Origin of the sequence: Enterococcus gallinarum NBRC 100675 (assembly GCF_001544275.1) — a bacterium.
Lineage (GTDB): Bacteria > Bacillota > Bacilli > Lactobacillales > Enterococcaceae > Enterococcus_D > Enterococcus_D gallinarum.
In genome coordinates, this window is sequence record NZ_BCQE01000006.1 from 131,771 (window position 1) to 145,297 (window position 13,527).

The window sequence follows — 13,527 nt, forward strand, 5'->3', positions numbered from 1 at the left end:
AATGCAAGAACTCTTGCATTTGGCTTTTATATTTAAGAGAAAATCAATCACTGATCAAACGTGTTTTTCCGAATGAAAAAAGTGCCAAACAACCATATCCTGTATGGCTGGCAATTGTTGGACCTAAAGGATAATGATAAATAATTAATGCTGGAAATTGCTCTTTCAAGAGTCTTAACACTTTTTCTGCTGCTTCGTCATCACCTGCATTTGCAAGATAAACCGTCTCTATTTGAGATTCACGCAGATTCGCTACTGTTTTATCAACAATTTTTTGAATTGATTTATTTCGACCTCTCACTTTATCGACATTTTTCAACTTTCCTTCTGTATCTACAGTAATAATTGGTTTAACATTTAATAGTCCGCCAATGGCCGCTGCTGTTTTAGATATTCTACCGCCTCTTTCAAGATGACGAAGATCATCAACTGTCACCCAAGAATCTAGAGATAATTTATGTTCTTCTACCCACTGGCTGACCTCATGAAGAGACCAACCTTCACTTTGTCTTTTGGCTGCTTCAGCTACTAAAAAACCCTCTCCCAAACTAGCAGATTTTGTATCAATGAGTGTGATTTCAGCATGAGGGTATTCTTCTTTAAGAATAGCAACAGCTTGAACAGCGCTTTGAAAAGAACCGCTCATTCCAGACGAAAAACCTAAATAAAGTATCGGTGTGTGCGATTCTACATATGGACGAAAAAATTCAACATAACGTCCGACGTTGATTTGAGAAGTTGTCGGTTGTGCATTCTCTTTTAATTTTTCTAAAAACCACTTGGCGTCAAATTGTTCACCCATATCATCGATATATTCTTTTCCTTCAAGTTCAATTGTCATAGATATGTATTGAACACCCAATTCAGCTAATCTTTTTGCTGGTAGATCACAACATGAATCTGTAATGATTTGATACATAGGTACACCCCCTTTGATAACCTTATTATAGCAAAAAAAGAACAAGGCAGAAGAAATCATACTTGAAGACGGGAAAATCATCGATTTTCTTCTAAAATACTCGGCCTTGTTCTTTCTACTATTCAATTCTACTAATTAATTCTACCCACTGATTAGATTTGTGCCCAAACACTCTCTAATATATTCGTTTGATTACGATCTGGCCCTACTGAAAATGTTGAGATACGAACCCCAACTAATTCAGAGATACGATGTACATAGTTACGTGCATTTTCAGGAAGATCAGCTAATGTTTTGCATCCAGTAATATCTTCTGACCAGCCTGGTAACTCTTCATAGACTGGTTTACAACGATTCAATTCTTTTAGACTTGCAGGATAATGATAAATCAATTCTCCATCTAATTCATAAGCAGTACAAATTTTTACAGTTTCCAAGCCGCTCAAAACATCAATTGAATTTAAAGACAGATTCGTGATACCAGAAACACGTTTTGAATGACGCATGACAACAGAGTCAAACCAACCAACACGACGTGGACGACCAGTTGTCGTACCATATTCACGGCCAACTTCACGAATTTGATTGCCTGTTTCATCAAAAAGTTCTGTTGGGAATGGGCCGTCACCAACTCTTGAAGTATATGCTTTACAAACACCAACTACTTTATTGATTTTAGAAGGACCCACTCCACTACCAATGGTTACTCCACCAGCTACTGGATTTGAGGATGTTACGAACGGATATGTTCCTTGATCAATATCTAGCATAACTCCTTGAGCACCTTCAAACAGTACGCGTTTCCCTTGATCTAGCGCATCGTTTAGAATAACTGAAGTATCCGTTACATATTTCTTGATTTGTTGACCATATTCATAATACTCTTCAAAAATATCTTCAAAAGCAATCGGCTCATCATCGAACATTTTAACAAATTGACGATTTTTTTCTTCAAGATTGATACGTAATCTTTCTTCAAAAATTTCTTTATCAAGAAGATCAGCAATTCGAATACCTACACGAGCGGCTTTATCCATATAAGCTGGACCAATCCCTTTGATCGTTGTTCCGATTTTATTGTCACCTTTAGCATCTTCTTGTAACTGATCTAATTTGATATGATACGGTAAAATAACATGGGCACGGTCAGAAATTTTCAAATTATCTGTTATTATATTATTCTCTTTTAGATAGGCAAGTTCCTTAACAAGAGATTTTGGATTCACAACTACGCCATTTCCGATCACGCTAATTTTATCTTTATAAAAAATACCGGATGGAATCAAGTGTAATTTATATGTCACTCCATCAAACTTAATAGTATGTCCTGCATTATCTCCACCTTGATAACGTGCAATCACTTCCGCATTTTCACTCAAAAAGTCGGTAATCTTCCCTTTTCCTTCATCGCCCCATTGGGTACCTACTACTACTACAGATGACATTTAATGACCTCTTTCTTTATATATTGCACTCCATGAGTATTGTACCAGTATTCGATCATGGATTCAATCTAAAATCGAATGATTGAATCGATTAAAATAAAAAAAAGCAGAAAAAAACGAACTATATTTTATTTATTTTTTTTTATACAAAGCTAAATACGAATAAAAAAAGCGACCGGCAATAGTACCAGTCGCAACCTATCCTATGCAAACTCAACTCTTGGAGATAAAGAGGAAAACTTATTGTATTCCTTAATAAACAATAATTCAACTGTTCCCCGTGCTCCACTTCTGTTCTTTTCAATAATCACTTCAATGACATTATTGTTTTGCGGCTCTTCACCGCCATCCTCTTCGTCACCTTCACGTTGATAGTAATCGTCTCGATAGAGAAATGCAACAATGTCTGCATCTTGCTCAATAGATCCAGATTCACGAATATCACTTAAAACTGGACGTTTATCTTGGCGTTGTTCCACCCCTCGTGATAATTGAGAAAGCGCAATAACTGGAACTTTTAATTCTTTGGCTAATTTCTTCAATTGCCGAGAAATCTCAGAGACCTCTTGTTGACGGTTTTCTCTTCCTGTACCTTCAATCAATTGCAAATAATCAATCAATATCAAACCCAAATTCCCTTTTTCCTGTGCTAATTTACGACAACGTGCTCGAATCTCGGAAATTTTGATTCCAGGTGTATCATCAATATAAATACTAGCATTCGACAAACTTCCCATGGCCACGATCAAATTGCGCCACTCTTCTTCTGACAGTTGACCTGTCCGTAAGTGGCTGGCTTCAATAGATCCTTCCGCACATAGCATTCGATTGACTAATGATTCTGCACCCATCTCTAAGCTGAAGATGGCGACAGAACGATCTGTTTTTGTTCCTACATTTTGTGCTATATTTAGTGCAAAAGCTGTTTTACCAACAGCAGGACGTGCTGCTAAAATAATCAGCTCTTCTTTTTGAAGTCCAGCTGTCATTTTATCTAAAGCTGCATAGCCAGTAGGCAATCCGGTAATTTCTTCGTTATTTTGCGCTAACTGATCAATATTTTCAATTGTTCGATTTAACACATCAGCAATAGACTGAAATCCGTTACTATTTCTTTTTTCTGAAACCTCTAAAATGCTTTTCTCTGCTTGATCGACAATCGATTGAACATCTTCATCTTGTTCAAACCCCTTTGTCACGATACGACTAGCGGTTTGAATCAAGTTGCGTAAAGTCGCTTTGTCGTCCACGATTTTTGCATAATAAGCAATACTAGCTGCCGAAGGAGAAGCTTGGCTAAGTTCTGTTAAATAAGTAAGCCCGCCGATATCTTCCAGACTATTACTTTTTTCTATTTCTGCTTTCAATGTGATTAGGTCGATGGATTCATTACGATCATTGAGTTGAATCATCGCTTGAAAGATAATCTGATGGCTGCGCCGATAAAAATCTTGTGGTTCAATAATTTCCATCGCATCAATAATTGAATCCGCGTCTAAAAAGATTGCTCCTAAAACCGCTTGCTCAGCTTCAATGTCTTGAGGCGGAATTTGATTTTGCCATACTTCATTCATGACTTTCGCTCCTAATCTAGTGTTCATTTATTCTACAGGATATCAAATCAAAGCACAAGAGAACCTCGATTACAAAAATATCCGCTTAAAAAATCCCAACATTTTACTGTTGGGAAACTTTTTATTCTTGTACCGTTTGGACGGTAATTGTAGCAGTTACTTTAGAATGTAATTTGACGGGCACCTTTGTATAACCTAATGCCCGAATGGGTTGTTCTAACTCAATTTTCCGCTTGTCCAATTTTATACTATATTGTTTGTTCAAAGCATCAGCAATTTGTTTTGATGGAATAGAACCAAACAATCGACCGTCTTCTCCTGCTTTCGCTTTAATTTTAACAACTGTTTCTTCCTTTTCAAGAACTGTTTTTAGTTCTTCAGCCTCCGCCAGTAATTCCGCTTCATGTTTTTCTTGTGCTTTTTGTTTTCCTTTTAATTCGGCCATGCTTTCATTATTAGCTGGTTTAGCTAAGTTGTTTTTAATTAAGAAGTTTTGTGCATACCCATTTGGTACATCCTTAATATCTCCTTTTTTTCCTTTTCCTTTAACATCTTGCAAGAAAATAACTTTCATCTGTGGTCACTCCTCATTCTCTTTCTAACTTGTTAAGTTCTTGAATTAACATTTTTTTGACTTCATCCAAGCTTTTATCCTTGATTTGAGTGGCTGCATTTGTGAAGTGGCCTCCTCCACCAAGTGCTTCCATTAAAACTTGCACGTTGATTTTGCCAGTGCTTCGAGCACTAATACCGATCAACTTACTAGGCTGCCTTGTGATCACAAAAGCAGCATGAATCCCGTTGATTGATAAAAGCGTATCCGCTGCCTTAGCGACTGTCACACTGTCGTATACTCGTTTATCATCAGCTACTGCGATAACGATATCTTCTTTGTAATGTTTACTTTTAGAAACTAGTTCACTAATCATTAAATAGGAATCTAAATCCGTACTAAGCATATATTGAACAAGTGAAGTATCCGCACCTTGATTTTTGAGGTATCCAGCTATATCAAAAGTTCTACCAGTTGTTCGAACAGAGAAATTCTTTGTATCGACGTAAATTCCCGCCAATAAAGAAGTAGTGATAAATTTGGGAATTTGTGTTTTGCGAGTAGAACGATATTGTATCAACTCAGCGACTAACTCTGATGCCGAAGATGCTGTTGATTCAATATAAGTCAACAACGGCTTATCTGGGAACTCATCTCCGCGACGGTGATGATCAATTACAGCAATTTTATCAAATACATCATAAACTTTTTGTGAGATTGACATAGACGGTTTATGATAATCAACCATTACTAAGACACTTTCCTCATTGGATAAAGTTACAGCTTCCTCACCTGAAATAACAATTCGTTCTAAATCAGGATATTTCTTCAATTCTTCTAATACCCGTTCAATATCCGCAGTAATTTCTTTAGGATTTAAAATGATGTAACATTCACGTTCACTCATCATTGCCATATAAGCAACCCCAAAGGCTGCACCTAAAGCATCCATATCAGGGTACCTGTGTCCCATGATAAATACCTTTTTATTATCAGCAAATATTTTTTTTAATGTAGTACTCATAGCCCGAGAGCGAACACGAGTTCTCTTGGGTGTACCATCTGTATTTCCCCCAAAAAACTGTGGTTTTGCTTCTTCATCAGCTTTCTTCAGTACCACTTGATCCCCACCACGTACCAAGGCGATATCTAAATTATTTTGAGCTACTTCGCCTATTGTCTCTAGCGATTCTTCTCCGTAAGAGATTCCCATACTAATGGTTAAGGCTAAGTCATTCTTTTCAGCAATATTACGAACACGTGTCAAAAATTCAAAATTCCCTTTTTTCATCTTCTCAATATCTTCAATCTTGGCAACAAAAAGAAAGCGTTCAGAATTAATCCGCTTATAAAAGATATGATTTTCACTGGCCCAATCTGAAATCAGCGTCGTAATCAAAGAGTTCAAGTAGGATATTTGTTTGTCATCTTTTTTGTCAATTAGATCATCATAGTTATCAATTGAAATAAGTCCGATTGCTGACATAATTTAACTCCTCAATAAACTGCTATAGAAATATTAAACACTTTTATATTTTACCACATCTTATACGAATAAGCGATTTCCTAAATAAAGTTTCACGTGAAACTTTATTTAGGAAACCACAAATCAAATATCAGCAAAGATCTTTGTGTTATTTAAAGATAGAATTAAATAACAAATGCACTAAATGTTTTTAGCAATAGTATATACAAAAAAAGTTGACAACTGTCAAAAACAGTTGTCAACTTTTGAATAGTAAAAATTATTCTTCGCCTACAAATGGAAGTAATCCCATGATACGTGCGCGTTTAATTGCAACAGTTAGTTTACGTTGGTTTTTAGCCCCTGTACCTGTTACACGACGTGGCAAAATTTTTCCACGTTCAGAAATGAAACGTTTTAACAATTCTGTATCTTTATAATCGATATGTTCGATATGATTTGCAGCAATATAGTCTACTTTGCGACGTTTACGTCCGCCTCTTCTTTGTTGTGCCATTCTATTTCCCTCCTATCAATTTATTAGAATGGTAAATCATCGTCTGAAATGTCAATTGACGAGTTTCCGAACGGATCAGAATTATCTCGATCAAAGTTAGGCATTCCTGATGGTTGAGAGGATTGATTTTGATTTGTGCTATTGTTTCCGAATCCAGAAGAACCACTAGTATTATACGAAGTATTTCCACCGCTTTCGGTAGTGCGTCGTTGTTCAGAAGCACTACGAGATTCTAACAATTGAAAATTGTCTGCTACAACTTCAGTTACATATACACGTTGTCCTTGTTGATTGTCATAAGAACGTGTTTGGATCCTTCCAGTCACACCAAGTAATGTACCCTTACGAGCATAATTAGCCAGTGTTTCTGCAGGCTTTCTCCAAATCACACAATTGATGAAATCAGCTTCACGTTCTCCACTTTGGTTCGTAAAATTACGATTTACAGCCAATGTAAAAGACGCGACGCCAGTGCCGTTAGCAGTGTATCGTAAATCAGGATCTTTGGTTAATCTTCCTACTAATACAACATTATTAATCAAAGTTCATCATCTCCTCATCGCTTTGTTTCATGTGAAACAATTTTATTCTTCTTCTTTGACAATCATGTGACGGATAATATCGTCATTGATTTTAGCAAGACGGTCAAATTCATTGATTGCACTTGCATTTGATGGAGAAGAAACTTTAACGATGTGATAGATACCCTCACGGAATCCATCCATTTCATACGCTAGACGGCGTTTTTGCCAATCTTTAGACTCGATAACTTCAGCTCCGTTATCTGTCAAGATCGTGTCAAAACGTGCGATCAATGCAGATTTTGCTTCTTCATCAATGTTTGGACGAATGATGTATAAGATCTCATATTTCGTATTTTCCATTGATTATTCACCTCCCTGTGGTCTTAGGCCCCTAGTATATTCTAGGAGCAGAGAGAGTCGCCTGATTAGACTACTCACAAATACCAATTATACATTTTTTTCATCCATAATACAAGATTAATTTTTTGACTTTTGACAGTAAAATTGCTTGCATCAATAAGTACGCACTAAATATTTTCATTTATTAAAAAAACTCCAACAACATCGTGTTGGAGTTACATTACTATTCCTCATTCTGACTTTCAGAAGATATTTCTTCTTCTGTTTCAGAAACTTCCGGATCTACAGTAGCCATCGTGACTACTTTCGCTCCGTTTTCCATTTTCATTAAGCGAACACCTAAAGTTGCACGTCCAGTTTGAGATACTGTTTCAACGTTAAATCGGATAATGACACCTTTGTCTGTAATTAGCATGATATCTTCTTTGCCTGAAACTGTAGTCAATCCAGCTAAAGGTCCATTTTTCGCAGTAATATTCGCAGTTTTTATTCCTTTACCACCACGCCCTTTTATTGGGTATTCTGAACCTTTTGTACGTTTTCCGTAGCCATTCTCTGTGATAACTAATACTTCACTATCTTCTTTGATCACAGAAGCGCCGACAACATAGTCATCTTCTCTTAAACGGATGCCTCGAACGCCTGCAGCAGTTCGTCCCATATCTCGAACCAGCTCTTCTTTAAATGTAACTGAATAACCATTGTGTGTACCAATAATCATCACATCTTGCCCATTGGTTTCTACTACATTAACTAATTCATCATTTTCGCGTAACCCAATAGCAATCAATCCATTGGCCCGAATATTGGAGAAAGCAGTAACTGATGTACGTTTTACTATACCTAGCCGTGTCGTGAAGAACAGATAACGTCCTTCTTGAGGTCCTCCAGAAGCAGGGATAATCGCTTCGATGCGTTCGTTTGAATCAATACCTAAAAGATTGATCACAGGAATACCTTTAGCAGCTCGTCCGTATTCAGGAATTTCGTATCCTTTAGCTTTATAAACTTTCCCCATGTTAGTAAAGAAAAGTAAAGTATCATGAGTTGAACAAGAAATCAACGTTTTAACAAAGTCTTCATCATGAATCCCCATGCCTTGAACACCACGACCTCCACGACGTTGAGCCCGAAATTCAGAATTTGCTACTCGTTTGATATACCCATTATTTGTCAGCGTAATGACAATTTCTTCTTCTTCAATCAAATCTTCATCTTCAAGACTCAATACTTCTCCAACAAGTAATTCTGTTCGGCGCTCATCACCAAAGCGTTGACCTAATTCTTGCAATTCTGTTTGGATAATTTCTAAAACTCGCTGAGGATTAGCTAAAATATCTTTTAAGTCAGCAATCAATTCCAACAAACTTTGATATTCATTTTCAATCTTGTCTCTTTCTAATCCTGTTAAACGACGCAAACGCATATCTAGAATCGCTTGCGCTTGTCGATCTGACAGACTGAAACGTTCCATCATTGTGTTTTTTGCTTCATCATCTGAATTAGATGCTCTAATCAATGCAATGATTTCATCAATATGATCAAGAGCAATCCGTAACCCTTCCAAGATGTGAGCACGTGCTTCTGCTTTGTTTTTGTCAAATTGAGTACGACGCGTTACTACCTCTTGTTGATGCTCGATATAATTTTCTAAAATTCGTTTCAAACTTAAAATTTTTGGTACGCCTTTTTCAATCGCCAGCATATTAAAGCCAAAAGATGATTGAAGAGCCGTCATTTTATAAAGGTTGTTCAAAATAACCGAAGCACTAACGTCACGACGAACATCGATCACAATACGCATACCTTCTCGAGAAGATTCATCGCGCAAGTCCGTAATACCTTCGATTCGTTTGTCTCGATGAAGTTCTGAAATCCGCTCAATTAATTTTGCTTTATTGACCATGTACGGCAATTCGGTAACTAGAATTCTTTCTTTACCATTAGGCATCTCAGTAACTTCAACTTTTCCTCGTACCGTAATGGACCCTTTACCTGTCTCATAGGCCCGTCGAATACCTGATTTACCCATAACTAGGCCGCCCGTTGGAAAATCAGGTCCGGGTAAAACTTCCATCAATTCATTCGTTGTTACTTCAGGATTTTCCATTAGCAGCTCAATAGCCGCAATTACTTCATTCAAATTATGTGGTGGAATGTTCGTTGCCATACCTACCGCAATACCTGTTGTACCATTGACTAAGAGATTAGGAAAACGAGCAGGCAATACTGCAGGTTCTCTTTCAGTATCGTCGTAATTACTTTGAAAATCGACGGTATCTTTATTAATGTCTCTTAGCATTTCCATTGCTAATTTGCTCATGCGGGCTTCAGTATACCGCATCGCGGCAGCACCATCACCATCGACTGAACCAAAGTTACCATGACCATCCACTAACATATAACGATAACTAAACGGTTGTGCCATCCGCACCATTGATTCGTAAATCGCACTATCACCATGAGGGTGATATTTACCCATTACATCACCGACGATACGGGCTGATTTTTTATGAGGTTTGTCTGGTGTAACCCCTAATTCATTCATTCCATATAAAATTCTACGATGAACTGGTTTTAGTCCATCTCGAACATCTGGCAAGGCCCTTGCAACAATAACACTCATCGCATAATCGATAAAGGACTCACGCATTTCACTTGTCAGATTGACATCATGAATATTTTGTTTTGCTTCACTCAAGCTATTTCCTCCTTTACGATTGGCTAAATATCAAGATTTTTAACATAATGTGCATTCTCTTCAATAAAGGCACGCCTTGGTTCTACACGATCGCCCATTAGCATTTCAAAAATTTGATCTGCTTCAATTGCATCGTCTACACTTACACGGAGCATCATCCGGTTTTCCGGATCCATTGTTGTTTCCCAAAGCTGATGGTCATCCATCTCACCTAAACCTTTGTATCGTTGAACACTTGGTTTAGGCGTTGCAGGCAATGACTCGATTGTATTCTTCAAATCTTGTTCTGCGTTTTTTCCTGGTTGGATATAATGGATATTTTTTCCTTGTTTTACCCCATAAAGTGGTGGTTGAGCAATATAAACATACCCAGCTTCAACAATTGGTCGCATGTAGCGATAGAATAAAGTTAATAGCAATGTTCGGATATGCGCGCCATCGACGTCAGCATCAGTCATAATCACTAATTTATGATAACGTGCCTTAGAAACATCAAAGTCTGCTCCAAATCCTGTGCCCATCGCTGTAAATAGTGAACGGATTTCTTCATTTGCCAAAATTTTATCCATGCTTGCTTTTTCGACATTTAAAATTTTCCCTCGAATAGGCAGAATCGCTTGGAATTCACGACTTCGTCCTTGTTTAGCTGATCCTCCAGCTGAGTCTCCTTCGACAATAAATAATTCACATTTCTCAGGATCATTACTTGAACAATCTGCTAGCTTACCTGGCAGATTACTAATTTCAAGAGCACCTTTACGTCGAGTCATCTCTCGCGCACGCTTAGCTGCTTGACGTGCTTTAGAGGCTAGCAGTCCTTTTTCAACTACTTGGCGCCCAACTGCTGGATTCTCCATCAAAAATTTTGTGAAATGTTCTGAAAATAAACGATCAGTTACAGTCCGCACTTCTGAGTTCCCTAATTTTGTTTTTGTTTGTCCTTCAAACTGAGGATCTGGATGTTTGATGGAAATAACCGCTGTAAGACCTTCTCGAACATCTTCACCTGTTAAATTCTCATCATTTTCTTTCATTAGCTTAGACTTACGTGCATAGTCATTGATAACCCGAGTCAAAGCTGTCTTGAATCCAGACTCATGTGTCCCACCTTCATACGTATGAATATTATTAGCAAAACTTAGCAAATTGTTATGATAGCTATCTGTGTATTGTAGAGAAACTTCAACCGTGATGCCCTGTTGTTCCCCTTCAAGATAGATTGGTTCAGGAAAAATAACTGTCTTACTTGCATTTAAGTGTTCAACGTAGCTTTTAATTCCGCCGTCATAATGATATTCCTTCAGAACAGGATGTTCTTCTCGTTTATCTTCAATTGAAATTTTTAAGCCGCGATTCAGAAAAGCTAATTCTCGAACACGTGTAGCCAACTTATCAAAGTTAAAAACAGTAGTTTCTGTAAATATTTCAGGATCCGGTACAAAGTGAACAGTGGTCCCATGACGATCTGTTTCGCCAATCACTTTTAGATCTTCGACAACAGCTCCCCGATGGTATTCTTGATAATAAACTTTGCCTTCTTTGTATACTTTAACATCTAATGTGGTAGATAATGCGTTTACCACTGAAGAACCTACACCATGCAAGCCCCCTGAAACTTTATATCCGCCACCGCCAAATTTTCCTCCTGCATGAAGAATAGTAAATACGGTTTCAACAGCAGGTCTGCCAGTTTTTGCTTGAATATCTACAGGAATTCCCCGACCGTCATCGACAACAATAATACTATTGTCTTCTTCGATAATTACTTGAATCGCTGTAGCAAAACCAGCAAGTGCTTCATCAATCGAATTATCTACGATTTCCCACACAAGGTGGTGGAGCCCTTCTGAACTGGTCGATCCGATATACATTCCTGGACGCTTGCGTACCGCTTCTAAACCTTCTAAGACTTGAATCTGACTGGCGTCATATTCTTTGGCACGTTCAACTAAGCTTTTTTCTTCTTCTGTCATTCAGTCTATTCTCCTTTTATGTGTCCTTTGTCTACGTAAAAAATCTCTGCTTCAACAGACATTTTATCTTTTACATGTTCAAGTGTGGTTGTAGTAATAAATGTTTGAACTTTTCCTTCAATTGTTTCTAGTAAGTGTAACTGGCGAGAATCGTCTAATTCACTCATGACATCATCTAACAAAAGAACCGGATATTCTCCCGTTTCTTCTTTCATCAAATCAATCTCTGCCAATTTTACACTTAGTGCAGTGGTTCGCTGTTGACCTTGAGATCCGAATGTTTGAACATTCCTATCATTGATTAAAAAGTTGAGATCATCTCGGTGTGGACCTACTAGAGAAATCTGTCTCATTTTTTCCCGTGTTTTCACTTGATCCAGTGCATCTTTGAATTGTTGTTGAACTTGTTCTAGAGACGCACTTACAGTACCAACACTAGACAAGTATTCTATTTGTAAAACTTCTTTTTCATCACTTATTTTTTGATGGAGCTGATTGGCCCAAAATGCTAATCGTTTTACAAAACGTTGTCGTGCAAAAATGATCTTGCTGCCAAATTCAATCAATTGTTCAGTCAACACAGTGAGATAGAGCTCATCATTTTGCTTTTTTTCAAATAATTGCTTCAAATACTGATTTCGCTGTTTCAAAACACTTTGATATTGCACAAGATCATACAAATAAATCGGATCAATCTGTCCAATTTCCATGTCGATAAATTTTCTTCTTACTTGAGGACTTCCTTTAACAAGTGAAAGATCTTCGGGGGCAAAAAGAATGACATTCAATTGCCCTATGTAACTACTAAGTTTTTTTTGCTCAATATGATTGACTTTCGTTTTACGACCTTTTTTAGTTAAAAATAATTCTAATGGTATGGTAGAATGCCCTCGAGACACAGCTCCGCTAACTTGAGCTCCAGCTGTATCCCAACGAATCAACTCTTGTTCACTTGTAGTTCGATGACTTTTTGTCATCGCTAAAACATAAATACTTTCTAAAACGTTGGTTTTTCCTTGGGCATTCTCGCCTAAAAAAATGACAAGATTTTTATCGAAAGATAACTCCAAAGATTCATAGTTGCGATAATTATTTAGCTGAAGATTATTCAGACGCATCTGAGGCTTCCTTCTTTACCATAAAAAAAGTACCCTCATCAGGTATCTCAATCCTCATTCCCGCATATAATTTGCGGCCTCGTCTATTCTCTTGCTCTCCGTCTACAAGTACCGTATGTTCAGCTAGGAACCATTTTGCTTGTCCACCACTGCTGATTACGCTGACTTCTTTCAACATTTGTCCTAACGTCATATATTCAGTTTCTAAAGGTATTTGCATTTTCATATTATCCCTCGATTCTATAGAAGAACGTATACCATTATTATACTCTTTTTTAAGGAATAAAACAAATTTATCCGTATAATTTTCATTCTGAGAAGTTTTGATTGTTTTAGATAAAAAATAAGCCAAAACAAAAAGAAGGGCTTAAAATCGAT

The 13,527-nt window shown here is 37.3% G+C and carries 12 protein-coding genes; all 12 read right to left on the reverse strand.

What is annotated here, in order from left to right:
• Nucleotides 1-43 precede the first annotated feature (43 nt).
• Nucleotides 44-919 (reverse strand): DegV family protein, encoded by an 876-nt coding sequence (locus EG2_RS04780; RefSeq protein ID WP_060813749.1) that lies wholly within the window; start codon nucleotides 917-919, stop codon nucleotides 44-46.
• A gap of 152 nt (nucleotides 920-1,071) precedes the next feature.
• A complete protein-coding gene (locus EG2_RS04785) occupies nucleotides 1,072-2,364 on the reverse strand; it encodes an adenylosuccinate synthase (RefSeq protein WP_021148909.1) in 1,293 nt (430 codons plus the stop codon).
• 203 nt (nucleotides 2,365-2,567) lie between these two features.
• Nucleotides 2,568-3,938 (reverse strand): replicative DNA helicase, encoded by a 1,371-nt coding sequence (gene dnaB, locus EG2_RS04790; RefSeq protein WP_003129256.1) that lies wholly within the window; start codon nucleotides 3,936-3,938, stop codon nucleotides 2,568-2,570.
• 121 nt (nucleotides 3,939-4,059) lie between these two features.
• Entirely contained in the window at nucleotides 4,060-4,512 is a 453-nt protein-coding gene (gene rplI, locus EG2_RS04795) for a 50S ribosomal protein L9 (protein ID WP_060813750.1), read from the reverse strand.
• 13 nt (nucleotides 4,513-4,525) lie between these two features.
• Nucleotides 4,526-5,977, reverse strand: coding sequence for a GGDEF domain-containing protein (locus EG2_RS04800; RefSeq protein ID WP_003129254.1), 1,452 nt, complete (start codon nucleotides 5,975-5,977; stop codon nucleotides 4,526-4,528).
• 259 nt (nucleotides 5,978-6,236) lie between these two features.
• Nucleotides 6,237-6,473: a 30S ribosomal protein S18 gene (rpsR, locus tag EG2_RS04805; protein WP_003129253.1), complete on the reverse strand. Its 237-nt coding sequence runs from the start codon at nucleotides 6,471-6,473 to the stop codon at nucleotides 6,237-6,239.
• Between the two features lie 23 nt (nucleotides 6,474-6,496).
• The gene (ssb, locus tag EG2_RS04810) at nucleotides 6,497-7,015 is read right to left on the reverse strand and encodes a single-stranded DNA-binding protein (RefSeq protein WP_060813751.1); all 519 of its coding nucleotides are present in this window, start codon (nucleotides 7,013-7,015) and stop codon (nucleotides 6,497-6,499) included.
• A 42-nt stretch (nucleotides 7,016-7,057) separates the two neighbouring features.
• Nucleotides 7,058-7,357 (reverse strand): 30S ribosomal protein S6, encoded by a 300-nt coding sequence (rpsF, locus tag EG2_RS04815; protein WP_003129251.1) that lies wholly within the window; start codon nucleotides 7,355-7,357, stop codon nucleotides 7,058-7,060.
• Nucleotides 7,358-7,580: 223 nt separating this feature from the next.
• Nucleotides 7,581-10,058, reverse strand: a complete 2,478-nt coding sequence (gene gyrA, locus EG2_RS04820) for a DNA gyrase subunit A (RefSeq protein WP_060813752.1) — start codon at nucleotides 10,056-10,058, stop codon at nucleotides 7,581-7,583.
• 23 nt (nucleotides 10,059-10,081) lie between these two features.
• A complete protein-coding gene (gene gyrB / locus EG2_RS04825; RefSeq protein WP_060813753.1) occupies nucleotides 10,082-12,031 on the reverse strand; it encodes a DNA topoisomerase (ATP-hydrolyzing) subunit B in 1,950 nt (649 codons plus the stop codon).
• 5 nt (nucleotides 12,032-12,036) lie between these two features.
• Nucleotides 12,037-13,149 (reverse strand): DNA replication/repair protein RecF, encoded by a 1,113-nt coding sequence (gene recF, locus EG2_RS04830; RefSeq protein ID WP_003129248.1) that lies wholly within the window; start codon nucleotides 13,147-13,149, stop codon nucleotides 12,037-12,039.
• Entirely contained in the window at nucleotides 13,136-13,375 is a 240-nt protein-coding gene (gene yaaA / locus EG2_RS04835) for a S4 domain-containing protein YaaA (RefSeq protein WP_060813772.1), read from the reverse strand. The genes recF and yaaA overlap by 14 nt, the downstream gene beginning before the upstream one ends.
• Nucleotides 13,376-13,527: the final 152 nt, after the last annotated feature.

What these genes read in the sequence shown, in the direction of transcription:
- EG2_RS04780 (WP_060813749.1), bottom strand. Translation starts at nt 919, where the DNA reads ATGTATCAAATCATTACAGATTCATGTTGTGATCTACCAGCAAAAAGA.
- EG2_RS04785 (WP_021148909.1), bottom strand. Translation starts at nt 2,364, where the DNA reads ATGTCATCTGTAGTAGTAGTAGGTACCCAATGGGGCGATGAAGGAAAA.
- dnaB (WP_003129256.1), bottom strand. Translation starts at nt 3,938, where the DNA reads ATGAATGAAGTATGGCAAAATCAAATTCCGCCTCAAGACATTGAAGCT.
- rplI (WP_060813750.1), bottom strand. Translation starts at nt 4,512, where the DNA reads ATGAAAGTTATTTTCTTGCAAGATGTTAAAGGAAAAGGAAAAAAAGGA.
- EG2_RS04800 (WP_003129254.1), bottom strand. Translation starts at nt 5,977, where the DNA reads ATGTCAGCAATCGGACTTATTTCAATTGATAACTATGATGATCTAATT.
- rpsR (WP_003129253.1), bottom strand. Translation starts at nt 6,473, where the DNA reads ATGGCACAACAAAGAAGAGGCGGACGTAAACGTCGCAAAGTAGACTAT.
- rpsF (WP_003129251.1), bottom strand. Translation starts at nt 7,357, where the DNA reads ATGGAAAATACGAAATATGAGATCTTATACATCATTCGTCCAAACATT.
- gyrB (WP_060813753.1), bottom strand. Translation starts at nt 12,031, where the DNA reads ATGACAGAAGAAGAAAAAAGCTTAGTTGAACGTGCCAAAGAATATGAC.
- recF (WP_003129248.1), bottom strand. Translation starts at nt 13,149, where the DNA reads ATGCGTCTGAATAATCTTCAGCTAAATAATTATCGCAACTATGAATCT.
- yaaA (WP_060813772.1), bottom strand. Translation starts at nt 13,375, where the DNA reads ATGAAAATGCAAATACCTTTAGAAACTGAATATATGACGTTAGGACAA.